Below are 24737 nucleotides of genomic sequence, written 5' to 3' on the forward strand. Positions count from 1 at the left end.
GAGGCACTGGTTTCCCGTTTAATCCTGATGGTACGCAGGAATATCCAAAAGTTCATTCACGGTGACAAACTGGTAGCCTTCTTGTTTTAACTGTTGAATCAGCCGGGGGAGGGCTTGAACCGTTGCCGAACGATTGCCTCCTCCGCTGTGCTGTAAGACAATGCTGCCGGGTGATGCATGTTGGACCACATTTTGAAAAATCCGGTCCGGTGTCTGTCCCGGTTCCCAGTCCAATGTGTCGATATCCCATTGAATGACGGAAATCCCCATTTGATGGATCAATTTTTCTTTTCCTTTGACAGCCCCGTATGGCGGTCGCAGCATCGCCATTTTTTTGCCTGTCAGTTTTTCCACGATTTGATAGGTTTTGGTGATTTCCTGCCGTACTTTCGCATCATTCTCCTTCACCAAATTCGGATGGCTCCAGGTATGACTGGCAATCACATGTCCTTCATCCACAATCCTTTTGACCACGTCTGGATGGCGCGGCACTTGATTGCCGATCACGAAAAATGTGGCAGGCACCTGCTGTTGCTTTAAAATGTCCAGAACCTGACTGGTATATGTAGCATCCGGTCCGTCATCAAAAGTGAGTGCAATTTTTTTCTCTTTGGTCGCGCTCTGGTAATAAGTTGCAGCTGGTTTCGCGTGATAATAAAAAGAAGGGACAGAAGCCCTCTCCGCAAGTTTATCCGGCATGGCAAGCGTTTTTTCGTTCAATGCATCCGGCTGCTCTTCCGGATTTGCTGCAAACAAAGGCGTGCCTGCACAACCGCTGAGCAAAAAACAACACGACAACAGTAAGATTAACTTTCTCATCGATGAACTTCCTACTCTATTCTTCTATATAGTAAGCGATCCTATATTAAATCTATGCCATCTATGAATCTAAATTCAAGCGATGATCCGTGGAAATTTTTGATGATCATGTGAACCTTTTGCATTACAATGACACCACATCTGCGATCGTTGATCCTTATGTCATTTTAAAGAAAAATATTCTTCCATGACCAGTCCTTTTTCATTCAGCTCTTTGGCCAATTCTTTGCCCACATACCGAATATGCCACGGCTCATAAGCATAACCGGTCACGTCTTCTTTTCCTTTGGGATACCGGATAATAAAGCCATGCTCCGCCGCATGATCGGCAAGCCAACGTCCGGCTTTGGTTTCTCCGAATGATTCAATCAACTGATAATTAACGATGGAACTGGAAACGTCCATCGCCAGTCCGGTCTGATGTTCGCTGTGTCCCGGCCGGGCATTATACTTCGACGTATCGGCCATCCCCTTGCGTTGCAAAGCAGACTGATACGTCGCTTGTTGCCGCTTATATGAACGGTAACCGGATACGGCAACCAGATCAACCCCGTCTTTTTCAGCCGCCTTGAACAATTCCGCCAAGGCTTCTGCCGCTTCCTTTCGCATCAATTTCTTTTCAGCGGTGCCGGCAAAAGAAAAGGTCACATCCGGTTCAACCAAATCCGGGGGAACATAATCCGCCGGAATTTCTCTCTTTTTATTCACCACCACCGTGATCGAATCCGGCGTATCAATATCCCATTTTTCCTGCGGCGGTACCGGTTTGGGTTTCTCCTGTGTCACCTTTTCCTGTTTGGGTTCTATATTTTTGGCATCAGCCGGCACATCCGTCTGAGTACAGCCGGCCAATAGCACTGTGCCTGCAATCAGTGGAATCGAAATGGATTTGAAAAACATTTTTTTCATATCTGTCCTGCCTCCAGTGTGCATATCCGTCCAAGCGAACGTGTCAACGGATAAACCATTGAACTTCCTCATATCATTATATCGCTAATCCAACGGTATGTGCGGGGGAACTCTTCGTTGTTCGAAAAAATATCAGCCTTTTTTACCGTTTTTAACCATTTTGTAACATGAAAGCAGAAGAAAGAATTACTCTTCCCCCTTCTCCCGGTTCAAGGCGCAATCGGTATCCCGCCTCATTTTTCTATGTATTATGAATGGAAATAACCTTTTGCAAACAACACGATGGTATCCAGGACATTGAGTCCGATCAAGATCCAATCTTTCTCAACATCAGCGATACAACGGCCCACAAAAGAGAAGCAATGCCGAAAGGTGACCAAAGAAACACAAAAAGGATAACCACCGTAATCCTCGAACTGAGATCGGGCAGCAAAAGGATTATGTTATATGTCACCACAAATTTGACAAGGAGCGTCACGGCTGCCATCACATTATAACCATTGATTTTTTTCAGTACTTTTTTCCAGCCTTCTTCTTCCCCCGGGAGAGTGTCTTCTTCCAGAACTTCATCTCCTGCCTTCTGTTGATTGATCAGATACTGCAGATAGAAAACCCCCAGAAAAAAGGCCAACAGATAGGTGACGATTTGATTGGCGAGGTCGGTGCCTTTCCCCTCATGCTCCAAAAACATGCCCCGTAAATAAACGGGAATGATCCGGTTTAGAACAAACAAAACCGGGAAAATCACCAAAGCAACAAATTCAAGATAGAAATCTAAAAATTCGTAGGAAAACTCAAGTCCTGCCAATCCCGCAAACAACCATACAAAACTCATGGCAAAATCAAGCAATGCGGCGATCCAGATATACCAAAACGGGAAACGCTTTTGGGTGTTTAATTGCTGAATCGCTTTTTTTTCTGCCCAAATACCAGTAATAACCATAAAACCGCCATGTCACCACTTGCAAAAGAATCATTGCCACTACCGGAATTTTTTTAAATCCGGCTGCCCGGTATGTTTTTTTCAGTCCGGCATGACCAATGGCTTCCAAATTAAAATCTCCTTTTCGGAAATTATAATTCTATTCATTTATCTTATCATAAAACTGTTTCACAAGAATTATCGCAACCCCCGGAATAAAACATTAAAAAAGGCTGTTGACTTTTAATAAGCCAACAGCCTTTCAGTCTGCCTTCATACGGGATTATGATTGAAATTTCCCGAGGACGTCAGCGATATTGACTCCCAAAGCATCCGCCAAACGAGTGCCGTATTCTTCATCCGCACGGTAGAAGTTGTAGATGGCCCGTTGTTTCGTCTCTTCATGCACTTCTTTCAAATCATTTGTCAGGTTTTTGATCAAATTGTCCTGCTCTTCTTTTGTAAACGAACGGTAACGTTCGCCTGCCTGCTTAAAGTCGAGGGTTTTATAGATTTTATTCCGTCCGGCGTTTCCTTCCAGCGGGGTTTCGCTTTCCAAGTATGCCGGATCTTCTTTCGGACGGTCGTCATAGCGGTTGGGTTCATAGTTAACGGTCGGGACATCTTGCTTCATTTGCATGGGTCCGTCCGTTTGATAGTTATTCACCGGAGCAATCGGCCGGTTGATCGGGAGGTGCAGGTAGTTTGCCCCCAAACGGTGACGTTGCGTATCCGGATAAGAAAACAACCGTCCTTGCAACAATTTGTCTTCCGACGGCTCAATTCCCGGAACCAGCGCACTCGGGGAAAATGCCGCTTGCTCGACTTCGGCAAAGAAGTTTTGCGGGTTCCGGTTCAAAGTCATGCGGCCGACCAATTGCCACGGATACTCGTCTTCCGGCCAGATTTTGGTTGCATCCAGCGGATCAAAATCAAATTTATCCATATCTTCCGGCGGCATGATTTGGACGTAAAGATCCCATTCGGGATAATTTCCTTTTGCAATATTTTCAAACAGATCGCGTGTGGCATGGTTTGCGTCTTTTCCTTGGATTTCCATTGCTTCTTCCGCGGTCAAATTTTTGACACCCTGGAGGGGTTTCCAGTAATATTTAACATATACGACTTTACCTTCATGATTTACCCATTTAAACGCATGTACACTAAACCCTTCCATTTGCCGGTAGTTCGCGGGAATGCCGTAATCGGAAAACAGCCATGTCATCATATGTGTGGATTCCGGACTCAGTGTCATGAAATCCCAATACCGGTCCGGCGACTGGATATTGGTATCGGGAGCCGGTTTCAGCGAATGAACCATATCCGGAAATTTGATGGCATCGCGAATAAAGAATACCGGCAAATGGTTCCCCACCAAATCATAGTTTCCTTCCTCAGTATAAAACTTCGTTGCAAAACCGCGCGGATCCCGGGCCGTTTCCGGCGAACCTTTGGAATTGATCACGGTTGAGAAACGGACAAATACCGGTGTCTCTTTCCCCACTTCTTGCAAGAAAGCCGCTTTCGTATATTCTTTCATGCTGTTGATCACACGAAACACACCGTGTGCGCCGGCACCCCTCGGGTGAACCACCCTTTCCGGAATGCGTTCACGGTCAAAGTGCGCCAGTTTTTCGATCAAATGATAATCTTCCAACAGGGTGGGACCACGCCGGCCTGCGGTGCGGGAATTTTGGTTGTCGCCAACAGGAGCCCCCTGGTTCGTGGTTAAACGTTTTTTGGATTGATCCATCTGTCTATCGACCCCTTTTCAAGGTGATTATTATTATCATTCTTTATTAATAATAATTATAATCTAGAAAAAATGCAATGGGTTTTCCGGAAAAAGATTTGACATAAAAAAAAAGCGATCCCGTCCAGGACCGCTTTCATAAATCCGGGGAACATCTCTTCTTTCTCTCTGATAATATTATTCGCAAACGGACCTGCGTTTACGTCTCCGAAACAAAAAAATCATGAATCTGTTTCATTTCTTTTAATAATCAGCTATAAAAATAGCAATGAACACGCTATACTTATGTGGGAATAATCATGGAAATGGATGAGGAGTTGAAACACGCAAATGGAGAACTGGATTATTGAATTCATGGAAAAATTCGGATATTTTGGCGTCTTTTTAATGATTGCTTTGGAAAACATCTTCCCTCCCATCCCTTCGGAAGTGGTTCTCACCTTTGGCGGATTTATGACCACCAAATCGGAACTATCCGTTTTCGGCGTGGTGGTTGCAGCTACATTGGGAGCCGTTGTCGGAGCCGTCATCCTGTATCTGATCGGGTTTTTGTTGAATGTGAACCAACTGGAAAAGATCATTGACCGTTGGGGACATATCCTGAAAATTAAGAAAGAAGATATCCATAAGGCAGATCGTTGGTTTGAACGTTATGGCGTATGGACTGTTTTCTTTTGCCGCATGGTTCCCATTGTGCGCAGCCTGATTTCTGTTCCGGCCGGCATGGCCCGCATGAACATGGTTATATTTTTGGTTTTCACCACCATCGGAACCCTGATCTGGAACACCATTTTGGTCATGCTGGGAGCTGCTTTCGGTGAAGCTTGGACCACGGTGTTGGATTATATGAGCGTTTACTCCAACGTTTTCTACGTCATTTTTGCCGTTTTGTTCATTTTGGTGATCGCTTGGTATGTCAAAAAACGCAAAGCTTATTAAACAAACAAAAGGTAGGGAAAGGGAACTTCCCTACCTTTTGTTTGTTGCCAAATATCTTTTGGTCGTCTCCATGCTTTGGTGTCCGGCCAAACGGCAAACGGTTTTTAAATCGGCTCCGGCTTCGATTAACCGGCGGCAAAAGGTGTGCCTTAAGGTATGGGGCGAATACTCTTTTAACCCGACCTCCTTCAAATATTTTTTCACCAGGTAATGAACCCCCTGCCTGGACATTTTTTCCCCGTTTTGGGTGCAAACCACCGTCCCTTTGTTTCCCCCTTCTCTCCGCCAGTCATTCAGCGCCCGGTAAAGACGTTGCGTGACCGGAATCCTTCGTTCTCCCTGTTCGTTTTTCACTAAAATTTCGTGATCTTCCCACAATATTTGCTCCCAATCCATCGTAATCAGCTCAGAAACCGTGCAACCCGCGTCCAGCATCAACAACAACAGGCACCGGTTCCTTGATCGTTTCCAATCATTTTTCTCCAGCTCCACCCGGTTCAGCAACCGCTTCTCTTCCTCTTTACTCAACCAGGAGTGGGGAGGCAAAACGGTTGGGGAAGAAGGTGTTTTCCAATCAATCTCCAGCAATGGATTGGTTCCCGCCAGATTTTTTTCGATCAAAAAGTCCCAAAAAGATTTTAATGAAGCCATATATTTATGAACCGTGGCGATCGAAAGCTTTCTCTGCGTTAACAATTCCTGTTGAAAAGCAATGATATGAGAGCTCAATACCTGGGTAGGCAAGGCCAATGAAGGATATTTTTGCTGAAACCATGCCGCGAACATCAACACCGTCATCACATATTCATCAATCGTCCGCTGCCTTCTTCCTGTGTCAACCAACCACTTCACAAACTCATCCACAAAATCCGAAAAACTGCTGAAATCCACAAATCACACCTCCCTTGGTGTCTCCCATTATAACATCCGGATCAGTTGGCAAATTGTTGGAAGTTGAAACATATAAATAATCAAAAACGGACAAGGTTGGTTTCGCTGATGTACAAGCTTATCATGCGCATGCTGTGCTACCCCGCCGGTTTGATCATCAAATCACTGGGAATCACGCTGATGATCGTCTCCCGGGCGGGAACCGATGCCTGGAACGGATTATATGTGGGAATGAGTAATCAGTTTGGATTCACCGTCGGGACATGGGTGATTCTCATCGGAATGCTGATCATTTTGCTCAATGCCGGTTTAAAAAAGAGCAGGCCGGATCTTTTTTCATTGCTGACGGTGCTCATTCTCGGAACCTGCATCGATTTTTGGCTGAACATCCTTTCCTTTTATCCGGTCAATCGCTTGGAGCAAATGCTCACGTTTTGGGCCGGACTGCTTTGCACCTGTTTTGGCATTTCGGTCTATGTACAAGGAAAATTTGCGCTGACACCATGTGATGATCTGATGTATGTCCTGTGCCGGCGGTTCAGGCTGAGCCTGGCTGTATCCAAAACCCTCATGGACGGCTTCGCGCTTGTTTTCGCATTGATGCTTCACGGGCCGATTTCGGTCGGAACTGTCATCTTCACCTTTTTAAGCGGCCCTTTGGTGCAGTTTTTTGCCCCCAAAATCGATGGGTTGTTGGAACGGGTAAAATAATCCATCCTCTTCGGCAAAAAAACGGCCATCCCTACGAAGCCAGGGATGGATCATTGCCCGGAGGCGCCAACGCCTTGATCTCCAGGTTTTTCCCAATTCGGAATATCAGGCGGGTCCCATCCGGATATTGGCTCAATTGTTCTTGGATCCAGTTTTCCACCACCCGGTTGTTGTCACTGGGAACATAATCCACATACGAACCGGCTCCGCCCTCCTTGCAGACATGAAGCGGCCACTCCACCCGGTCATAACCATCTTTTACGGGATGGTTTTTAAAAGCGGCTTCCCTCCGTGCTTCGGCATTGGCCCGGTCGAGGGTGCAAACATGGATCTTGGTAGTCCGGAAAGCATTCCGGAAAAACCTGGCCCTTTCGGCAAACGTCTTGTCCAAATAAAAAACGGCCCCTTTGCTGAAATCAGCACTCTGGTTTTCCCCGCTTGCCGAACATCCCGTGACCAGCCAAATCAAACTGAACATCACAATCCAAAAGCGCATCGGTTTCCTCCTTTATGGCAAAACAATTTCCGGAATCAACACATGTTTTCAATTTTTAATATGGACGGATCCATCCCTTTTTATAAGCGCCATTTGCCAAGCGAAAGTTGGTATGCCCGCCATCAAAGCCTGACCAATATCTTTGCCATCCGGATCACTCTTTTGGTTCCCGACCTTCAGATCCTATATAATGAATAATAGGAATGTTTTTATAAATATCCAACCGAATTCATCCGGAGGTGTCGTTTCCATGACCCGAAAACATGGATTAAAAATTGTCGCCATCGGCGGCGGGTCCAGCTATACGCCGGAACTGGTCGAAGGATTCATCAAAAGATACGACCATCTGCCTGTCCGGGAATTGTGGCTGGTCGATATTCCCGAGGGAAAAGAAAAATTAAACATTGTCGGGAATCTGGCCAAACGCATGGTGAACAAAGCCGGACTGCCCATCCGCATTCATCTCACGTTAGACCGGCAGCAAGCGCTTCAAGGTGCGGATTTCGTCATCACCCAGTTCCGGGTCGGAGGCCTTCGCGCCCGGGCATTGGATGAAAAGATCCCTCTTCGATACGGTGTGATCGGACAGGAAACCAACGGGCCGGGCGGCCTTTTCAAAGGACTTCGCACCATCCCCGTCATCCTGGATATCTGCAAAGAGATGGAAACCCTTTGTCCCGATGCCTGGCTGATCAATTTCACCAATCCGGCCGGCATGGTCACGGAAGCCATCCTCCGATACAGCCCGCTTACCAAAGTGGCCGGCCTTTGCAACATTCCCGTCGGAATGAAAATGAGCGTGGCCCAAATGCTTCAGGTCGAGCCGGAGCGGATTCATATCGACTTTGCCGGATTAAACCACATGGTCTTCGGGCTCAACGTTTATCTCGACGGGCAAAACATCACCGGACAAATCATTGACCGGATCGCCCAAGGAGACACCTCCGGCATCCGTGCCAAAAACATTATTGACTTGGGCTGGGAAAAAGAGTTTATCAAAGCGTTGGGCATCCTTCCTTGTCCGTATCACCGGTACTACTTCCAAACGGAAAAAATGCTGGCCGAAGAACAAGAGCAAGCGCGAAAAACCGGAACCCGCGCCGAAGTGGTGCAAAAAGTGGAAGCTGAACTGTTTGAAAAATACAAAGACCCAAAGCTCGCCGCCAAACCGCCCGAACTGGAACAACGCGGCGGCGCTTACTACAGTGATGCCGCCTGCAACCTGATCGACTCCATTTATCATGACCGCAAAGACATCCAAACCGTCAATGTAAAAAATCAAGGCGCCATCGCCAGCATCCCCCACGATTCCGCCGTCGAAATCAACTGCGTCATCACCGCAAGCGGCCCCAAACCCATCGCCATCGGAGACCTGCCCATCCCCGTCAGAGGCCTCGTCCAACAGATTAAATCCTTCGAACGGGTTGCCGCCGAAGCCGCCGTAACCGGCAACTACCATACCGCCCTGCTTGCCATGACCATCAATCCGCTCGTCCCTTCCGACTCCGCCGCCAAAAAAATCCTGGATGAAATGCTGAAAGCCCACCAAAAATATCTGCCGCAATTTCAACAATAAAAAAGGCGGGGATTCATTCCCCGTCCCAACCATAAAATTAGAGAACCGGATTAAACACAACGCACCGAAATCAGCGTATTTCGGCGAACTCTCCGGACAATCGTTCTCCGGATGCGCCGCCCTCTGCAGACAAAAATAAAGGTTTGTCTGTGCCGGCCCCGGCCGCAGATGACCACCAAAACTTCACCGGGGCGCAAAAAAAAGCGGCGAATGCGCACCACTCTTCTTCCGCAGCGCACAATTCTTCTCTCTCCCCGGCGGAGAACGAAAATTCTCCTTGCCTGTGCCGCAGTGACCCCATGATCTTGGCCAAGGTGGATTCCAAACTCTGTCATCCTATCCCTCCTTTTTGCAAAGCTAAATTATTCTATGAATTTCCCTGCAATTGGTCTAAACCAAGAACCAAATTTCATGAAATTAAACTTCTTCTTGATTCCCCCTGTCATTTGCTTTGCATGCAGATGCAAAATTGCTCTTGACACTCTGAAACAAAAGGATCATCATGACCGTGCGAAGAAAAAACAGGGAGAGGAGACAAAACATGGAGAATGTACCTGCCAGCGTGATAACCGAATCCATCCAATCCTTTCAATCCACCATCCGCAAATCGGAGAATGCCTTGGATCAGATGACGCAAAAAGGCGCAAACACCTCCCTCATCCGGAAAAGGCTCAAAGCCTTTCACATCGGCTTGGCCATGCTGGAATACGCCTGGTATCAAAGGCCTCATCCTTTCACATCTGAAGAGCTGACCGAAGCCCGCCAAATTCTCACCGGTTTGCTCCCTTCCATTGAAAAGATTTACGCAAAGTCAAAAGAAGGAAGTCCGCAAAAAACGCTTTTGGAAAGAAGAATCCAAGCGTTCAACCTGGCCGTTCAAGCAATTGACGATTCAGCGAAAAAGTAAAGGACAGGCCGGCCGCCGTGCGGTCTTCCTGCCCTTTCGTATTTAATGTTGCAATTGTTAAGATCATTATATATATACTGTCTAAGTGGCTCAGCCATAAATTTAGGGATGGGCCGATTTCTTTCTGCCCATCCCCGTTTCTCTATTCTTTAATGACTGTCTTATATTGATTCAGATCATGATGATCAATGTCTATGTTTTGGATATCTTCAAAATGAATATTATAGCGGTATAAGGTATATTGACTTTCTTCAGCTTCCTTTGGTGCTGATTTTAATTCATCATCTGCAACAAAAATTGTTACTCCAACTTGGTTAAAGTTTAACCTTTTTAATTCTTTTAGAAAGTTTTTGATTCCTTGTTCATATTGACCATTTTGCTCATAAACCCTTAAGGTCACATTTAGCTTATATTCTGGATCCCCTCCATTTTTCAAGACTTCAAACACAGATGGAATCTCTCCGGTATACTTATTTTTTTTGGTTCCGTTTGAAAAACCAATATTTTCGATTTCTCTTACATCAAAATTTTTTTCAACTAAAGACGTGATTTTGGGTTTTAATTCTTCCGTCCATAATGTTGCCACATAGGTATCCCTGATTTCATTCGGTTCCATAATGATTGCCACATAAGTGTTTTGACCATCTTTTATATTCCCTTCAACGGTATAAGTCTTGCCAGTAAAAAGATCTTTCCTGACCTCGGATACTTCATAATCTTTATTATATGTATCTTTGATATACTGGATCGCTTTTTCTTTGATCTCTTTCTCTTCTGCTCGATTCATATCTCCCATGCCTCCCGTTCCTGTGCATCCAGCCACAAGGAATACAAACAACAGAATGAAAACCATCCAGCTTCTTTGGATATTCACCTTTTCCACTTCCTTCCTATCATCAATCAATTCCTAAGGCCATTATATAAATTTCTCTGTCCCATTAACTTAGCCATAAATTTAGGGATGGGCAAATTTCTTTCTGCCCGTCCCCGTTTCTTTATTCTTTGATTACTGTTTTATATTGATCCAGATCATGATGATCAATGTCTATGTTTTGGATATCTTCAAATGATATATTATAGCGGTATAAGGTATATTGACTTTCTTCGGCTTCCTTCGGTGCTGATTTTAATTCATCATCTGCAACAAAAATTGTTACTCCAACGTGGTTAAAGTTCAGCTTTTTTAGTTCTTCTAAAAAGCTCTTGATTCCTTTTTCATATTGGCCATTTTGTTCATAGACTCTCAATTTTACGATTAGCTCATAATCCGGAGCCCCTTCATTTTTCAAGACTTCAAACACCGATGGAATCTCTCCGGTATACTTATCTTTTTTCGGGCCATTTGAATAAGCAATGTGCTCAATCTTTCTCTCATCAAAATGTTTTTGAACCAATGACGTGATCTTTGGTTTGAGTTCTTCGGTCCATAATGTTTCCACATAAGTATCCCTGATTTCATTCTGTTCCATAATGATTGCTACATAAGTGTTTTTATCATCTTTTATATTTCCTTCAACTGTATATATCTGTCCGCTTAAAAAATCTTTCGTCACATCAGAAACTTCATATTCCTTATTATACGTATCCTTGATATACCGAATCGCTTTTTCTTTGATCTCTTTTTCTTCAGCTTTATCCATATCTCCCACTCCTCCCGTGCCTGTGCATCCTGCCAGCAAGTATACAAACAACAGGATGAAAACAATCCAGCTTCTTTTGAAATTCATCTTTTTTACTCCCTTCCTATCATCAATCAATTGTTAAGATCATTATATAAATTCCGCTGTCCCATTGACTTAGCCATAAATTTAGGGATGGGCCAATATCTTTCTTGCCCATCCCTGTTTCTCTATTCTTTGATTACCGTTTTATATTGATCCAGATCAAGATTATCAATATCTAATTTTTGAATGTCATCAATAGATATATTATATCGATATAAAATATAATCATTTTCTTTTTCGTTATCTGTCGCTGTTTTTAGTTTGTCGTTTGCTACAAAAATCTCCATTCCAATATGGTTAAAATTTAACTCTTTCATCTCCTTTAAAAAGCTTCTGATCCCTTGTTCATATTGACCATTTTGTTCATACACCCAAAATGTGGTGTTTAATGCAAAATCAGGATCTCCTCCATTTTCCAGCACTTTAAAAACAGAAGGAATGTCCCCTTTATATTTATCTTTTTCCGTTCCATTTGAATAAACAAAATGCTCAATCTTTCTCACATCAAAATACTTTTTAACTAATGTTGTTATCGTTGGTTTTAATTCTTCGGTCCATAATTCATCCACATACGAATCTCTGATTCCATCGGGTTCGATAATAATTAACACAGAGGTGTTTTGATCATCTTTTATATTCCCTTCAACGGAGTATGTCTGACCTGTAAACAAATCTTTACTTACCTCGGATACTTCGAAATCTTTGTTATATGTATCCTTAATATACTGAATTGCTTTTTCTTTGATTTCCTTCTCTTCTGCCCGATCCATGTCTCCCTCTCCTCCCGTGCAACCGGTTAGTAAAAAAACAAACATACATACCACAGCTATTAAGTGTTTGCTCCAACCCATCCCTGCTCACTCCTTTTCTCTCGGAACAATATTACCATCTTCACCATACAAAGCCACAACGGGTGTGTCTACTTTTTTACCATCGTCATATCCAGTAAAATTCGATATGCTATGGCCCCAACTGAGATTTATTTTATTATCCAGTCCCTTGTCATCTTCCGCCAATTCAACACTTCCATCCGGTAGAATATTATATGTTTTCCCAGGACGATACCCAAACGAACCGACAAGATCATCCTTATACCTATAGTTCCTTATTAAATCATCATAAGCACCAACTTTTTCATTCTCGACAATCTCCCGAATTTGTGGATCTGATATATTCGCTCTGTAATGATCTCCCGACTTGACAAATTCCGGAACGAACGGCACTTTTTGAATTAGCTCAAATGTTTTCTCTCTTACTTTACTGATATTGAGATTATCATATAAATTCATCCCGGCTGCATTAAATGTTACCGTAGGGATCTTATATCTGGCGCCGCAATCCGAAGCCAAGTAGCCTCCAAGGGAGTGGCCGGTTAAAGCAATATTATATCCCTTATACTTAGGATCATTTATTATTTTTTCCACATATTTTCTCGCTTCCACTGCTTGCGGATTATAACGATCAAAACCGTTTGCTATAAAAATATCAGCGAATAAGTCTTGTGCCACATCAATTACCGTGGTATCTTTCGTCAAAGGATCTGATTCTGTTCCTCTAAATGCAATAATTATTTCTTTAGTTTCTGGGTTCTTAAAAACATGAGCTTGTAAACCGCTTATGTGATCTTTGTATAACACCTTTTCCTCTTGCCATTGATTTCCCAAATTCATATATATATCTCGAGGCTTTATTTCATCTTTATATGCCAATTGCGCAGCATAAGCTAATTGTTGATCAGTAATATTTGAATCACTCAGCTTTCCATAAGGATATTGGCTGTTCCCCCCTGCCATTCCGGCATTCCCCAGACTGGCGGTCAGATTTTGTCCTTCCAATCCCTTTCTCGCAAAAAGATTTTTCAAACTCGTATAGGCCGATTGGATTCCTCTGGCGAGGGGTTGTCCGAATTTACTCAACAATCCGGTAAGGGCTGTGATTCCAAGCACAATTCCCCCGGTGATTTTGCCTGCTGTGGAGGTCATCCAATCCCAGGCTTTTTGGGCCGCTTTCTTGGTGGCGGATGCGGCGGTGTCCCAAGTCTTTTTCGCGCCGTTTTTCAGGTTGTTCCAAGTGTTGGAGACCCCGTTTTTTAATTTGTTCCAAGAACCGGAGACAAAGTCTCCCACTTGGCTGAAGAAGCCTTTCTCCTGCTTGGACGGGGCAACGTTCAGCTCCTCCGTCGGCTTGGGAGCCGGAGCCGGTTTTCCTTGGTTGAAATCCTCATGGATCTGCGGAACATCGAAACTCCCGCCGCCGGTTGCATAGGCAGTTGGTGTGGCCAGTACACATGCAACCAAAATGAAGCATAAGAAGAGTTTCCCATGATGTATCGTTTTCATTTTGGCAACCTTTCACCTCTTTTGCATGATGCGTCCCCTTGCTGAAGGGGAATTCTGAAAATTCTATGATTTTCTTTTGCCCATCCCCGTTTCTCTATTCTTTGATGACTGTCTTATATTGATCCAGATCGTGATGATCGATATCTACTTTTTGGATATCTTCAAAATAAATATTATAACGGCTTAAAATATGATTACTATCATTGGTACCCTCGGGTGTTGTTTTAAATTTATCCTCTAAAACAAAAATCTCCATCACAACTTCATTAAAATGCATCCCTTTCAAAGCTTTTAGGAAATTTTTGATTCCCTGCTCGTATCGACCATTTTGTTCATAAATATTAAACACTAAAGCCAGCTCGTATTCTGGCTCCCCTCCATTTTCCAAGATAGTAAAAATAGATGGTATTTCTCCGGTATACTTATCTTTTTCGGTTCCATTTGAATATGCAATATGTTCAATCTTCCTTACATCAAAATGTTTTTCAACCAATGACGTGATTTTGGGTTTCAATTCCTCCGTCCATAATGTTGCCACGTATGTATCCCTGATTTCATTCGGTTCCATAATAATGGATACTTGAGTGTTCTTTTGATCTTTGACATTCCCTCTGACTGTATAAGTTTGTCCTGTGAAACGGTCCTTACTTACCTCGGATACTTCATAATCTTTATTATATGTATCCTTGATATACTGAATGGCTTTTTCTTTGATTTTTTTCTCTTCTGACCAATCCATGTCCCCCATGCCTCCTGTTCCTGTGCATCCGGCCAACAGGAATACAAACAACAGGATGAAAACAATCCAGATTCTTTGGATATTCACCTTTTTTCTACTCCCTTCCTATCATCAATCCCTAAGGTCATTATATAAGTTCCGCTGTCCCGTTGACTTAGCTATAAATTTAGGGATGGGCGATTTTTCCTGCCCATCCCCGTTTCTCTATTCTTTGATTACTGTCTTATATTGATCCAAGTCAAGACTGTCAATATCCACTTTTTGAATGTCATCGATCACAATATTGTAGCGATACAGAGTATAGCTGCTTTCCTTAACGTCTTCAGGGGCCGATTTCAATTCATCATCTGCAACAAATACTTCCATCATAACTTTATTAAAATTCATTGATTGGGCTTCTTTCAAAAAGTTTTTCAGACCTGATTCATACAGCCCATTATCGTTATAAATTCGTGCAGTAATCACTAAAGTAAAGTCCTTATCTCCACCATTTTTCAACACTTCAAATACAGATGGAACTTCTCCGCTATATTTATGGGGCCTCTTCCCATTGCTGTATGAAATACTTTCAATCCGCCTTACATCCATATATTTGTTTATCATTGCTGTTATTTTGGGACTCAATTCTTGCCTCCATAACGCTATTACATAAGTATCTTTGATTTCATTGTCCTTCTCCCAAATCACCGTCACTTCCGTATCCTTTCCATCTTTCACTTTTCCCCGTACACGGATGAGTCCGGCAGCTTGTCCCTTGCTCACTTCACTCACTTCAAAATCTTTATTATATTTTTCTTTAATATATTTAATTGCCTTTTCTTTGAGCTGTTTCTCTTCTTCTTGACTCATTTGCTTTCCCTCTTCCTGTATTGTTTCTATCGAATTTGTCTGACAACCAGTTAACAACAAAGCAAACATAAATATTACAAGAAACCATCTTTTTCTAAACACCTTTAATTTACACCTCACCTTTTTACAATGTTTCCATCTTCATCATATACATCGGGAATAGGTGTATCTACAGGTTTTTTTTCACCTCTGTCATATCCGGTAAAGTTGGAAATCCCGTGACTGGATAATCCAAGTCCGATTTGATTATCCAATCCGGTTAACTCGTCCACCCTTTTCACACTTCCATCAGATTCTATCTCATAAGTTTCACCCGGACGATATCCTAATGAACCAACAAGGTCATCATCATAACGATAATTTCTAATTAGATCATCATAAGCACCTGCTATTTCCTTAGCAGCTATTTCACGAACTTCGGGATTTAACAGGTTTGTAAAATAACTTCTTAATGTTCCCCCAATACCTCCTAGGATAGTGCTGGCATTAACATTAGGAAACAAATTTTTTCCAGGAGCATTAAATGTTACTGCTGGAATTCCATATTTAGTTGCTGAATCTAATGCCAAATATCCTCCAAGAGAATGTCCAGTCAATACCATTTTGTATCCTTTATATTCTTCACTATTAACTATATTTGAAATCATTTTTCTTGCTTCGATTGCTTGTGGATTTATATCATTCCCTAAAGCAATCGGACCATCACCAATTACAATATCTTCCCATCGGTCTGGCTCAGTTCCTCGAAAAGCAATCACCATTTCCTTAGAATATATATTTTTGAATACATACATTTGTAATCCATTTTTTAAATCAAGGTTTAAATTTGAATCTATCTCCCACTCTTCACCTAAAACTATATCCAAATCATCTTTTATAACAGTTTCATCAGCATAAACTAAATCAGATAACTCAGCCAACTGTTTATCTGAAATATTGATATCACTCAGCTTTCCATGAGGATATTGGCTGTTTCCCGCTGCCATTCCGGCATTCCCCAGACTGGCTGTCAGGTTTTGTCCTTCCAATCCCTTTCTCGCAAAAAGATTTTTCAAATTTGTATAGGCCGATTGGATTCCTCTGGCGAGGGGCTGTCCGAATTTGCTCAACAATCCGGTAAGGGCTGTGATTCCAAGCACAATTCCCCCGGTGATTTTGCCTGCTGTGGAGGTCATCCAATCCCAGGCTTTTTGGGCCGCTTTCTTGGTGGCGGATGCGGCGGTGTCCCAAGTCTTTTTCGCGCCGTTTTTCAGGTTGTTCCAAGTGTTGGAGACCCCGTTTTTTAATTTGTTCCAAGAACCGGAGACAAAGTCTCCCACTTGGCTGAAGAAGCCTTTCTCCTGCTTGGACGGGGCAACGTTCAGCTCCTCCGTCGGCTTGGGAGCCGGAGCCGGTTTTCCTTGGTTGAAATCCTCATGGATCTGCGGAACATCGAAACTCCCGCCGCCGGTTGCATAGGCAGTTGGTGTGGCCAGTACACATGCAACCAAAATGAAGCATAAGAAGAGTTTCCCATGATGTATCGTTTTCATTTTGGCAACCTTTCACCTCTTTACCTGTGAGTCCGTTTCATTAAAGACTTTGAAATCGATGGATTTTCTTCCTTTTTCTTTTGCCAATATTAATAATTATAATAAAAAATTCCATATTTGAGTTAAAAAATGAAGGAATAACTTGATAAATTATCCTTTGTCGACTTGCGATAAGGCAAAAAGATGGGCAGAATTTGTTCTGTCCATCTTTTTTAATGTTGGATCACGGTTTTATATTGATCCAAATCAAGGTTTATCCATTTAACCTTGTTCTTTCGGTTTCCTTTTGTGATGATCCGAAGAATATAAAAAACCCCCGCCTTTTCAGCAGGGTTGAAAAGACGGGGAGAATTCTCATTCATTGGAGGAAAAGAGTTTGGACAAGGCTTCTTTGAGAGCCGGATTGGACAGTTCCTCCTGTTGTTTGAGATAGCGATTGATTTCTTTTCGCGAGACTTTGCTTTTTTGCTCTTTTTCCATCCGTTCTTTGAAAGAGGCGTATTTTTCCCGAAAACCGCAAGAACAGACAAAGATGCGCCCCTCTCCTTCCCCGCGCAGTTCCATCCGCTTTCTGCATTCGGGGCAGTGGACATTGGTGATGCGGGCTAGGTTTTTCCGGTAACCGCAGGACCGGTCCTGGCAAACCAGCATTCTTCCTTTTTTGTTCTTGACTTCAAGCAGCCGCTTGCCGCAGTCCGGACAGCGGGTGGCCGTCAGGTTGTCATGGCGGAAGGTGCGTTCGCTGGCTTTGATCTCATGGACCACCCGTTTGGCATAATCCCTCATCTCACGCAAGAAGCTATCTTTTTTCAATTTCCCGTTGGCGATCGACTGCAGTTTTTGTTCCCATTTCGCGGTGAGTTCCGGCGATTTCAACTCCTCCGGGACCAAATCGAGCAGTTGTCTGCCGGTGGAGGTGAGGTAAATGTATTTTCCTTTCTTTTCAATATAATAGCTGTCAAACAATTTCTCGATGATATCCGCCCGGGTGGCCACGGTTCCGAGCCCGCCCGTTTCCCCGATCGTTTTGATCAAATCTTTCCGGTCGGTTTCCATGTATTTCACCGGATTTTCCATGGCGGCGATCAAGGTGCCTTCGGTAAAGCGTTCCGGCGGCTCCGTTTCGCCTTGCGTCAACTTCAAAGACCGGACGTTCAGCTCCTCGCCGGGCTGAACCCGGGATAATGCCGGGTTGATGTCGGCTTCCGGTTCGCTGCCGGCCACTTGTTTCCAGCCGGGGGACAACACGGTTTTCCCGCCGGCGATGAATGGTTCCCCTCCGATGGTTCCCTCCAACTTGATCTCCTCATATTCAAAGGGTGGGAACAACACGGCAAAAAACCTTCGCACCACCAGATCAAAAATCTTTCGTTCCCGGGGGCTGAGGTCTTCCAACCGGACCGGCTCTTCGGTCGGAATGATGGCATGGTGATCAGAAACTTTCCGGTCATCCACGAAATGGGCGCCGGCTTTCACCCCTTGTTTTGCTTGCCGGGCAAACTCCGCATACGGACCCACCCGGCAGGCTTCGATCCGCTCTTTTAACGTATCCACGATGTCAGAAGACAAATAACGGGAATCCGTGCGCGGATAGGTGACCACTTTGTGTGTTTCATACAATTGCTGAAGCGTCGACAAGGTTTCTTTGGCGGAAAATCCGTACCGCTGGTTGGCTTCCCGTTGCAATTCGGTCAAGTCGTAAAGGGCAGGCGCCCATTTCTTTTTCTTTTTCCGGCTGGCATGGGTGATGGAAAGTTTCTTTCCTTTGCCTGCGGACACGATGTTTTCGCAAATTTCTTTGCGAAAGCTCCGGCCTTTTTTCCAAGTGAATTTCAATCCTTTGTCCGTGACCGCTTCCACCCCGTAAAACGGCTTCGGCCGGAAATTTTTGATCTCCTCTTCGCGGCGGGCAATCATAGCCAATGTGGGAGTCTGGACCCGTCCGCATGAAAGCGAGGCATTATACTTGCTGGTCAACGCCCTGGTCGCATTAATGCCAACCACCCAATCCGCTTCCGCCCGGGCCACCGCGGAACGGTATAAGTTTTCGTACAGTTTTCCGTCCTTCAGTTTTTTAAAACCTTCTTTGATCGCCTTGTCGGTGACGGAGGAAATCCACAAACGCTTGACCGGCTTTTTGACCCGGGCTTTTTCAATAATCCACCAGGCCACCAGTTCCCCTTCCCGGCCGGCATCGGTGGCAATGACAATGTTTTTCACATCCGGTCGGGACATCAGCTTCTTGATCTGGTGAAATTGTTTGCTCGTTTTCCGGATCACCACTTGTTTCAAGGGTTGGGGCAAAATCGGCAGATCTTCCATCCGCCAGACTTTGTACTTTTTGTCATAGGCTTCCGGTTCCGCCAATGTGACAAGATGGCCGAATGCCCATGTCACGATATATTTGTCTCCTTCCATAAAGCCATTTCCTTTTTTGCGGCAACCGAGGACACGGGCAAGATCCCGGCCGACGGAAGGTTTTTCTGCAAGTACCACTGATTTTTTCATCTTGATTCTTAACATCCTTTCAATCCACGCAAAAAAGATTACCAATCTCACTCTACCACTGTTTTCGGCAGAGTACCAGTTTGCATCCCCCCCTTGTGGAAAACAGGCAAAAAAAATAAGCCTGATCCATCCCATACAGGCTTATGGTTCATCCCGCCGGTGGACATCGTGGGCTGCCCGGATTCCGGATTCAATCGCTCCCTGGATCCATGTTCTCGTATAGGAAGCATGTTCCCCTGCAAAGTACACCCTTCCTTCCGGCGCAATAACGGCCGGAAACAACTCGCTTTCCTGTTCCGGTTTAAACATCGAGAATCCACCGTTGGTATGCGGATATTTTTGCCAACTGAAGGAAGCGCCCGTCACGACATGGTTTTCGATCGAGGGGCCGAAAACTTTCATCAGCTCATCCATGCATTCTTTGATTTGTTGATCCAGGGACAATCCATCCCAAATCAATGCATGATCCTCCCATGTGTAACTGGCCAGCACCACGCCGGTGTCACTGCCAAACCCATGACTGGGAAAATAGGTGAAGCGGGTCGGCTGGTCGGTGATCATTTTCCCGCCAAACAGTCCCGCGTCTTCCCAAAACCGTTTGTTAAACTGGATTCCGATTTTGGTGGAAGCCACATAATGCAATTGCCGGATCGCCTTCCATTTGGCATGCGAAAAGGAATCGTACGGCTCGACGTCCACATATTGAAAAGCGGAAAAAGGAATCGTGATGATGGCAGCATCTCCGGTCACTTGAACCGTCCTCGAATTTTGATCCAGGGCATAAATGGTGACTTCCCGTTCATTTTGCACAATCCGGGTCATCTTGTGCCGGAACAAAATGTTGGGCCGAAGTTGCGGCAAAAAGGCTTTCGGCAATTGATCCATCCCTCCGGCCACCTCATAAAAAGAAACATCCGGGCTTTCAAGAAGGATCAGTTCACGCAACGCCTCTAGAAAAGACAATTCGGGAAGCCCTTCCAAATCCGCGAGCACCAGGATTTGTTCAATCGCTGCCGGCGACAGGGTCCATCCCACCGGATTGTACCGGAAAAATGAATCGACAGAATATTTGTCAAATTCTTTGATCACCGTAATCCACCGCTGTTCCGGATCTTCTTCGATGAACTGAGTGATCGGGGAAACGGCCAGTTTGAGCAAATTGCTGATCGTTTTCCCTTTTTCATATGCATTGACCGGAAACCTCAAGACATCCGGATTTCGTTCATACTCTTTCTGCCGCACCAACACATTATTGACAAAAATCAGATCGTTGGGAGTGGAATTCACAAACGGCCGAAGCATCAGCCCGAATTTCCGGATATACGCCAATGTCAAATGATGGGTATTGGGAATGCGCATGGCTCCGGCCTCCATATACTCCCCGTTTTCAAACGGTGACCGGATGGTATAAACCCTTCCTCCCACACGATCTGAGGATTCCAAAAGGATCACTTCATGCCCGGCTTCTTTCAACAAAGAAGCAGCCACCAATCCGGCCATTCCCGCTCCAACCACAATGATCCGTTTCGGTTGGGATGTCCGGCCGAGTCCTTTTTGGATGATGGAGATCATTTCTTCATTGGATAACGAGGGGATAAAAGGATTCATGATTTACCTCCAAGGACATGGAATACTATATCCTATGCGTTTCCAGTCCTTTTAAGCATCCAAGTCCCAGTTTTTCCCCATCCGGTCGGATTTACGCGAAAATATCGTAGGACTTAAATTTCCACACCGATTTTTTCTCTTCTTTGAAAACCTCCAAATCCCAACAAGGAATTTCAATCATTTTCCCGTCTTCAGTCTGAATCCGGACCCGGGTGTGTTTCACTTTTTTGGCCTCACAACAAACCTCGGTTCTTTCTTCATTGCCATCGCGTTTGACCGCGACATACAAGTACATTTTTTGCATGTCCTGCAAAAATTTCTCCACTTCGCTTTCGGTTCCTTCGATGTTTAACTTCAACACGGTTCACTGTCCCCTTCCTTGGATTTTCCATGAAATGGTTGAAGATTTATCCGAAAATAGTATATAATTTACGAAAAATATTTGCAAATTTAGCAAAAATAATTAAATTCTCTCATTTATTCATGATATTTCTGAATGCGAATTAAATATTTAAACAAACCCTCCGGATATTTGGATTACCAAACCAAATAAACGGAATGTTCCCCCAAATATATCAACAAAACCGGACGGAAAATTTTTTGAGGTGAATGGAATGAACAAAGAACAAATTGATCGCTTAGCACTCGGGAAGTTTGTCCGCCAGCAGCGGAAAAAACGAAAACTCCGCCAGACGGATCTGACGGATGAAAAGTTGACCCAACCCGTTTTAAGCTCGATTGAAAACGGCAAAGGGCAAGTCAGTGAGGAAAAATTGGAATATGTCCTGAAAAAGCTGGGAGTGGAAGAAGACTTAACGTGTTTTTCCATGCAAAAGACAAAAGAAGAAAAGATCAATGAGACCGTCAAATTGAAGCTGACGGCCGTCGAAACGATCATCGATCTGATCAGCCCGGACCCGGGACTGGCACAATTAAGGGAACTGAACATTCACGATGACCATCCGCTCTCTGTGTGGGCGCATTATTTGAAAGGCAAAGCTTACGCCGGGAAAAAGAGGGGGAAAAAAGCGCAGAAACATTTTACGGAGGCGATTTTACAACTGGAACAACAATATCCGGAGATGGCCGAAAGCAACTTGCATTCTGCCAGTTACAACGGGTTAAGCCGGCTGGAGTACATGGCAGACCAATACGGTTCAGCACTCCGGTATGCCAAACAGGCACGGGAATGTTTTCAGGAAGAGGGGGAAAGAAGGTATTTAAAAGAAATCATTCTGGTCAATCAGGCCATTTATCTTGAAAAACTGAACCGCCTGGAAGAAGCGCAAAACACCTTGAATGAATTAAAAAAAGAGCAAGCCGGCTATCTCAGCAAAGAAGCTCTCCTGCATCATTATGACGTCCGTTCTTCCATCTTGGCCAAAGCCCGGATGCACGCTCAGGCCATCCAATCGGCATTAAAAGGAATTGAACTGGCCCGCGTGGATAAGATGGCGGATCGCCTGATGAAGTTTTGGGGAATGCTGGGCCGGATTTACATCGATTCCGGACAGCTTCATCAAGCGGAAATCTGTCTGGAAACCGCGCAACAGTTGGAAAAAAAGGTGCGAAAGGCGGGATTGTCCGCTTATCTTTACATACAGCTGGCCACGTTGCATGAAAAAAAGAAACAAGCGGAACCGGCCCGCAATTATTCCCTCAAGGCGTTTGCATCCAGCAGAAAAGCAGGCCTGGCTTACCATGAGTGCGAAGCCTTGATGCTCATGGCAAACAGCTTTTTTCTGCAAAACGAAAACCTCAAAGCTTTTCAAACATTAAAGCAAGCGCTCCAAATCGCGACAAACTATTCGTTTTCCGACTTAACCGACCGGATTCATCTTCTGATCGGCACGCATCTGGACAAGCTGGGAGAACTTCATACCCATGCCTTTGCCTTGGATTTCCTCCATTCCCATGTCAAAGGCAGGAAGAAGGAAGAAACCCTGCCCGTGATCCTCCCCGCTGACTCCCCTTAAAAACACGAACACCTCCCGGTCTCATCCCCGGGAGGTGTTCTTCATGGGATATCAGCAATGTTTGTCTCTATAAATATAACATATTTTCGACTTGTCAATCTAAATGATCCACATCCCAGCCTTTAATTTTGCACCTTTTCTTCCAATTGCCGTAACCGCTTCTCCCCCAACAGGGCTTTTCCGGCTTCGCTCAGAACCAGCCCGATGCTGTCGCGGATGAGTTGATCCGCCAAGGAATCAAGCGGTGTGGCACTCTGGTTGATGATGATAACATCCGAACCGGTTTCATGGGCGATCTCCACCAACCCGGCAAAAGGATACACTTGCAAGGACGTGCCCATCACGAGAATCAGATCCGCTTTCTCCACTTCCTGAACTGCCTCATTCCAGGAAGCCGTGTCCAGCGGTTCCCCAAACAGCACAATCGGCGGCCGGAGAGGAGCCTGGCACTGCTCATCGGTACAATAATAAGTGCCTTCACGATACGAAGTGGCCGGATACTCTTTTCCGCAGCCGGAACAAACCAGATGGCGCATGTGCCCGTGAATCTCGATCACTTTTTGGCTTCCCGCCCGCTGATGGAAACCGTCAATGTTCTGCGTCAGGATCGCTTTCACCATGCCTTCTTTTTCCAGTTCAGCCAACACATAATGGCCGATATTGGGGTGATGTTTCAACAACTCTTCCACCCGCATCTGGTAAAACTCAAAAAAATCTTTCGTCCCGATGGCACCCGGGGTGGCAATTTCATTGGGATCCCTGCCGCTCCAAAGCCCGCCTTGCGAGCGGAAATCCGGGAGCCCGCTTTCCGTGGACATCCCCGCCCCGGTCAAAACCACGAGATGGTTGGCATTTTGAACCTTTTTCACCCATTCTCTCATGCCCTTACCCTCCTTCTCCCATCCATGTTAAGACGATTTTGATCCGGAAGCCAGTCTCGGCTTTATGAACAGATCCACCGGTTAACGCGGTTGATGATGTCTTGGTATTTCGGTTTGCACTGAATCATCATCCGGCTGACCGGATGATGCTCTCCATAGCGCTTCACCACGTCCCGGCCCCTTTCATCCAAACTGACTTTTTCCCCTTGCGGCGAGGTTTGAACATCACAATAAGTGACCAAGTCTGTAAACAGCCGGTCTTGTTCATCCAACAGTTCATGATTCAAAGAATAGGTTGGAAGCAAATCGCTTCTTTTTTCCTTGACCGTTTCATAAGCTTCCGAATGAAAAAGGACTGCGGCAATCACCGGCTTGTTAAAACCGGCCTTAAGAGCAAAACAAGCTCCGTCAAAGGGATGAAAGTTGGTTTTGTTTAACTTGGGACTATAACCGATATCGTGGAGAAAAGCGGCTTGAATCAGTTCTCTTTTCACTTCCTCATTCAAGTTTAACTTTGGCAAAATCTCTTTCATAGAACGGACAACACCCAAGATATGATGATACCGGTTTTCTTCAGGCGAAAGAAAGTCTGCCAGTCTATCTGCATTAAACGGTTCGGGAGTTTTCCCGGACGATCTGAGAAGTTTCATCTTCACCA

Annotated in this window: 25 protein-coding genes; 5 read left to right on the forward strand and 20 right to left on the reverse strand. The window is 44.7% G+C overall.

Annotation, left to right across the window (positions count from 1 at the left end):
* Window positions 1-18 precede the first annotated feature (18 nt).
* From I8U23_RS10455 to I8U23_RS10475, 5 genes are all read right to left on the reverse strand, one after another.
* The gene (locus I8U23_RS10455; RefSeq protein WP_049719734.1) at window positions 19-819 is read right to left on the reverse strand and encodes a polysaccharide deacetylase family protein; all 801 of its coding nucleotides are present in this window, start codon (window positions 817-819) and stop codon (window positions 19-21) included.
* Window positions 820-981: 162 nt separating this feature from the next.
* Entirely contained in the window at window positions 982-1728 is a 747-nt protein-coding gene (locus I8U23_RS10460) for a M15 family metallopeptidase (RefSeq protein ID WP_049719733.1), read from the reverse strand.
* Window positions 1729-2035: 307 nt separating this feature from the next.
* Window positions 2036-2563 carry a hypothetical protein gene (locus I8U23_RS10465; protein ID WP_131470846.1) on the reverse strand — a complete coding sequence of 176 codons (528 nt, stop codon included), beginning with the start codon at window positions 2561-2563 and terminating at the stop codon, window positions 2036-2038.
* Window positions 2564-2570: 7 nt separating this feature from the next.
* A complete protein-coding gene (locus I8U23_RS10470) occupies window positions 2571-2780 on the reverse strand; it encodes a hypothetical protein (protein WP_049719731.1) in 210 nt (69 codons plus the stop codon).
* Between the two features lie 153 nt (window positions 2781-2933).
* Window positions 2934-4403, reverse strand: a complete 1470-nt coding sequence (locus I8U23_RS10475; protein ID WP_049719730.1) for a catalase — start codon at window positions 4401-4403, stop codon at window positions 2934-2936.
* 330 nt (window positions 4404-4733) lie between these two features.
* Between I8U23_RS10475 and I8U23_RS10480 the strand changes: the two genes are divergently transcribed.
* The gene (locus I8U23_RS10480; RefSeq protein ID WP_037994282.1) at window positions 4734-5342 is read left to right on the forward strand and encodes a DedA family protein; all 609 of its coding nucleotides are present in this window, start codon (window positions 4734-4736) and stop codon (window positions 5340-5342) included.
* Window positions 5343-5372: 30 nt separating this feature from the next.
* On the opposite strand, the gene I8U23_RS10485 is transcribed toward I8U23_RS10480, so the two are convergent.
* Window positions 5373-6233 (reverse strand): tyrosine-type recombinase/integrase, encoded by an 861-nt coding sequence (locus I8U23_RS10485; protein ID WP_049719728.1) that lies wholly within the window; start codon window positions 6231-6233, stop codon window positions 5373-5375.
* A 108-nt stretch (window positions 6234-6341) separates the two neighbouring features.
* Here I8U23_RS10485 and I8U23_RS10490 point away from each other — a divergent pair, with 108 nt between their 5' ends.
* Window positions 6342-6944, forward strand: coding sequence for a YczE/YyaS/YitT family protein (locus I8U23_RS10490; RefSeq protein ID WP_037994277.1), 603 nt, complete (start codon window positions 6342-6344; stop codon window positions 6942-6944).
* A 31-nt stretch (window positions 6945-6975) separates the two neighbouring features.
* On the opposite strand, the gene I8U23_RS10495 is transcribed toward I8U23_RS10490, so the two are convergent.
* Window positions 6976-7440, reverse strand: a complete 465-nt coding sequence (locus tag I8U23_RS10495; protein WP_049719727.1) for a hypothetical protein — start codon at window positions 7438-7440, stop codon at window positions 6976-6978.
* A 250-nt stretch (window positions 7441-7690) separates the two neighbouring features.
* Between I8U23_RS10495 and I8U23_RS10500 the strand changes: the two genes are divergently transcribed.
* On the forward strand, window positions 7691-9016 hold the full coding sequence (locus tag I8U23_RS10500) for a 6-phospho-beta-glucosidase (protein ID WP_181732542.1): 1326 nt from the start codon (window positions 7691-7693) through the stop codon (window positions 9014-9016).
* A gap of 50 nt (window positions 9017-9066) precedes the next feature.
* On the opposite strand, the gene I8U23_RS10505 is transcribed toward I8U23_RS10500, so the two are convergent.
* On the reverse strand, window positions 9067-9351 hold the full coding sequence (locus I8U23_RS10505; protein ID WP_131470847.1) for a hypothetical protein: 285 nt from the start codon (window positions 9349-9351) through the stop codon (window positions 9067-9069).
* A gap of 206 nt (window positions 9352-9557) precedes the next feature.
* Here I8U23_RS10505 and I8U23_RS10510 point away from each other — a divergent pair, with 206 nt between their 5' ends.
* The gene (locus I8U23_RS10510) at window positions 9558-9923 is read left to right on the forward strand and encodes a hypothetical protein (RefSeq protein WP_037994271.1); all 366 of its coding nucleotides are present in this window, start codon (window positions 9558-9560) and stop codon (window positions 9921-9923) included.
* Between the two features lie 142 nt (window positions 9924-10065).
* Here I8U23_RS10510 and I8U23_RS10515 read toward each other — a convergent pair whose 3' ends face one another.
* From I8U23_RS10515 to I8U23_RS10560, 10 genes are all read right to left on the reverse strand, one after another.
* Complete coding sequence (locus I8U23_RS10515) at window positions 10066-10797, reverse strand: hypothetical protein (protein ID WP_198051031.1); 732 nt, start codon at window positions 10795-10797, stop codon at window positions 10066-10068.
* A 121-nt stretch (window positions 10798-10918) separates the two neighbouring features.
* A complete protein-coding gene (locus I8U23_RS10520; protein WP_049719725.1) occupies window positions 10919-11650 on the reverse strand; it encodes a hypothetical protein in 732 nt (243 codons plus the stop codon).
* 122 nt (window positions 11651-11772) lie between these two features.
* Complete coding sequence (locus tag I8U23_RS10525; protein ID WP_198051032.1) at window positions 11773-12498, reverse strand: hypothetical protein; 726 nt, start codon at window positions 12496-12498, stop codon at window positions 11773-11775.
* Between the two features lie 6 nt (window positions 12499-12504).
* The gene (locus tag I8U23_RS10530; protein ID WP_198051033.1) at window positions 12505-13986 is read right to left on the reverse strand and encodes a Tle-like phospholipase domain-containing protein; all 1482 of its coding nucleotides are present in this window, start codon (window positions 13984-13986) and stop codon (window positions 12505-12507) included.
* A 94-nt stretch (window positions 13987-14080) separates the two neighbouring features.
* The gene (locus tag I8U23_RS10535) at window positions 14081-14725 is read right to left on the reverse strand and encodes a hypothetical protein (protein WP_198051034.1); all 645 of its coding nucleotides are present in this window, start codon (window positions 14723-14725) and stop codon (window positions 14081-14083) included.
* A 204-nt stretch (window positions 14726-14929) separates the two neighbouring features.
* Window positions 14930-15574, reverse strand: coding sequence for a hypothetical protein (locus I8U23_RS10540; protein ID WP_198051035.1), 645 nt, complete (start codon window positions 15572-15574; stop codon window positions 14930-14932).
* 116 nt (window positions 15575-15690) lie between these two features.
* The gene (locus I8U23_RS10545) at window positions 15691-17106 is read right to left on the reverse strand and encodes a Tle-like phospholipase domain-containing protein (protein WP_198051036.1); all 1416 of its coding nucleotides are present in this window, start codon (window positions 17104-17106) and stop codon (window positions 15691-15693) included.
* A gap of 354 nt (window positions 17107-17460) precedes the next feature.
* Window positions 17461-19614, reverse strand: a complete 2154-nt coding sequence (locus I8U23_RS10550) for a DNA topoisomerase III (RefSeq protein ID WP_198051037.1) — start codon at window positions 19612-19614, stop codon at window positions 17461-17463.
* Between the two features lie 141 nt (window positions 19615-19755).
* Window positions 19756-21225 carry a flavin monoamine oxidase family protein gene (locus tag I8U23_RS10555; protein ID WP_369792442.1) on the reverse strand — a complete coding sequence of 490 codons (1470 nt, stop codon included), beginning with the start codon at window positions 21223-21225 and terminating at the stop codon, window positions 19756-19758.
* A gap of 88 nt (window positions 21226-21313) precedes the next feature.
* A complete protein-coding gene (locus I8U23_RS10560) occupies window positions 21314-21583 on the reverse strand; it encodes a hypothetical protein (protein WP_049719708.1) in 270 nt (89 codons plus the stop codon).
* A gap of 253 nt (window positions 21584-21836) precedes the next feature.
* Here I8U23_RS10560 and I8U23_RS10565 point away from each other — a divergent pair, with 253 nt between their 5' ends.
* Window positions 21837-23198 (forward strand): helix-turn-helix domain-containing protein, encoded by a 1362-nt coding sequence (locus tag I8U23_RS10565; protein ID WP_049719707.1) that lies wholly within the window; start codon window positions 21837-21839, stop codon window positions 23196-23198.
* Window positions 23199-23320: 122 nt separating this feature from the next.
* Here the strand turns inward: I8U23_RS10565 and I8U23_RS10570 are convergent, their stop codons facing one another.
* A complete protein-coding gene (locus tag I8U23_RS10570) occupies window positions 23321-24079 on the reverse strand; it encodes an NAD-dependent protein deacylase (RefSeq protein ID WP_049719706.1) in 759 nt (252 codons plus the stop codon).
* 62 nt (window positions 24080-24141) lie between these two features.
* Window positions 24142-24729 carry an HD domain-containing protein gene (locus I8U23_RS10575; protein ID WP_232335523.1) on the reverse strand — a complete coding sequence of 196 codons (588 nt, stop codon included), beginning with the start codon at window positions 24727-24729 and terminating at the stop codon, window positions 24142-24144.
* Between the last annotated feature and the right edge of the window lie 8 nt (window positions 24730-24737).

The organism is Thermoactinomyces sp. CICC 10735 (genome assembly GCF_016055175.1).
Lineage (GTDB): Bacteria > Bacillota > Bacilli > Thermoactinomycetales > Thermoactinomycetaceae > Thermoactinomyces > Thermoactinomyces vulgaris.

Bases quoted from the DNA above. Each gene is read 5' to 3' on its own strand.
- I8U23_RS10455 (WP_049719734.1), bottom strand. From the start codon at position 819: ATGAGAAAGTTAATCTTACTGTTGTCGTGTTGTTTTTTGCTCAGCGGT.
- I8U23_RS10460 (WP_049719733.1), bottom strand. From the start codon at position 1,728: ATGAAAAAAATGTTTTTCAAATCCATTTCGATTCCACTGATTGCAGGC.
- I8U23_RS10465 (WP_131470846.1), bottom strand. From the start codon at position 2,563: ATGAGTTTTGTATGGTTGTTTGCGGGATTGGCAGGACTTGAGTTTTCC.
- I8U23_RS10475 (WP_049719730.1), bottom strand. From the start codon at position 4,403: ATGGATCAATCCAAAAAACGTTTAACCACGAACCAGGGGGCTCCTGTT.
- I8U23_RS10480 (WP_037994282.1), top strand. From the start codon at position 4,734: ATGGAGAACTGGATTATTGAATTCATGGAAAAATTCGGATATTTTGGC.
- I8U23_RS10490 (WP_037994277.1), top strand. From the start codon at position 6,342: ATGTACAAGCTTATCATGCGCATGCTGTGCTACCCCGCCGGTTTGATC.
- I8U23_RS10495 (WP_049719727.1), bottom strand. From the start codon at position 7,440: ATGCGCTTTTGGATTGTGATGTTCAGTTTGATTTGGCTGGTCACGGGA.
- I8U23_RS10500 (WP_181732542.1), top strand. From the start codon at position 7,691: ATGACCCGAAAACATGGATTAAAAATTGTCGCCATCGGCGGCGGGTCC.
- I8U23_RS10505 (WP_131470847.1), bottom strand. From the start codon at position 9,351: ATGACAGAGTTTGGAATCCACCTTGGCCAAGATCATGGGGTCACTGCG.
- I8U23_RS10510 (WP_037994271.1), top strand. From the start codon at position 9,558: ATGGAGAATGTACCTGCCAGCGTGATAACCGAATCCATCCAATCCTTT.
- I8U23_RS10520 (WP_049719725.1), bottom strand. From the start codon at position 11,650: ATGAATTTCAAAAGAAGCTGGATTGTTTTCATCCTGTTGTTTGTATAC.
- I8U23_RS10525 (WP_198051032.1), bottom strand. From the start codon at position 12,498: ATGGGTTGGAGCAAACACTTAATAGCTGTGGTATGTATGTTTGTTTTT.
- I8U23_RS10530 (WP_198051033.1), bottom strand. From the start codon at position 13,986: ATGAAAACGATACATCATGGGAAACTCTTCTTATGCTTCATTTTGGTT.
- I8U23_RS10535 (WP_198051034.1), bottom strand. From the start codon at position 14,725: ATGGATTGGTCAGAAGAGAAAAAAATCAAAGAAAAAGCCATTCAGTAT.
- I8U23_RS10540 (WP_198051035.1), bottom strand. From the start codon at position 15,574: ATGAGTCAAGAAGAAGAGAAACAGCTCAAAGAAAAGGCAATTAAATAT.
- I8U23_RS10545 (WP_198051036.1), bottom strand. From the start codon at position 17,106: ATGAAAACGATACATCATGGGAAACTCTTCTTATGCTTCATTTTGGTT.
- I8U23_RS10550 (WP_198051037.1), bottom strand. From the start codon at position 19,614: ATGAAAAAATCAGTGGTACTTGCAGAAAAACCTTCCGTCGGCCGGGAT.
- I8U23_RS10565 (WP_049719707.1), top strand. From the start codon at position 21,837: ATGAACAAAGAACAAATTGATCGCTTAGCACTCGGGAAGTTTGTCCGC.
- I8U23_RS10570 (WP_049719706.1), bottom strand. From the start codon at position 24,079: ATGAGAGAATGGGTGAAAAAGGTTCAAAATGCCAACCATCTCGTGGTT.
- I8U23_RS10575 (WP_232335523.1), bottom strand. From the start codon at position 24,729: ATGAAACTTCTCAGATCGTCCGGGAAAACTCCCGAACCGTTTAATGCA.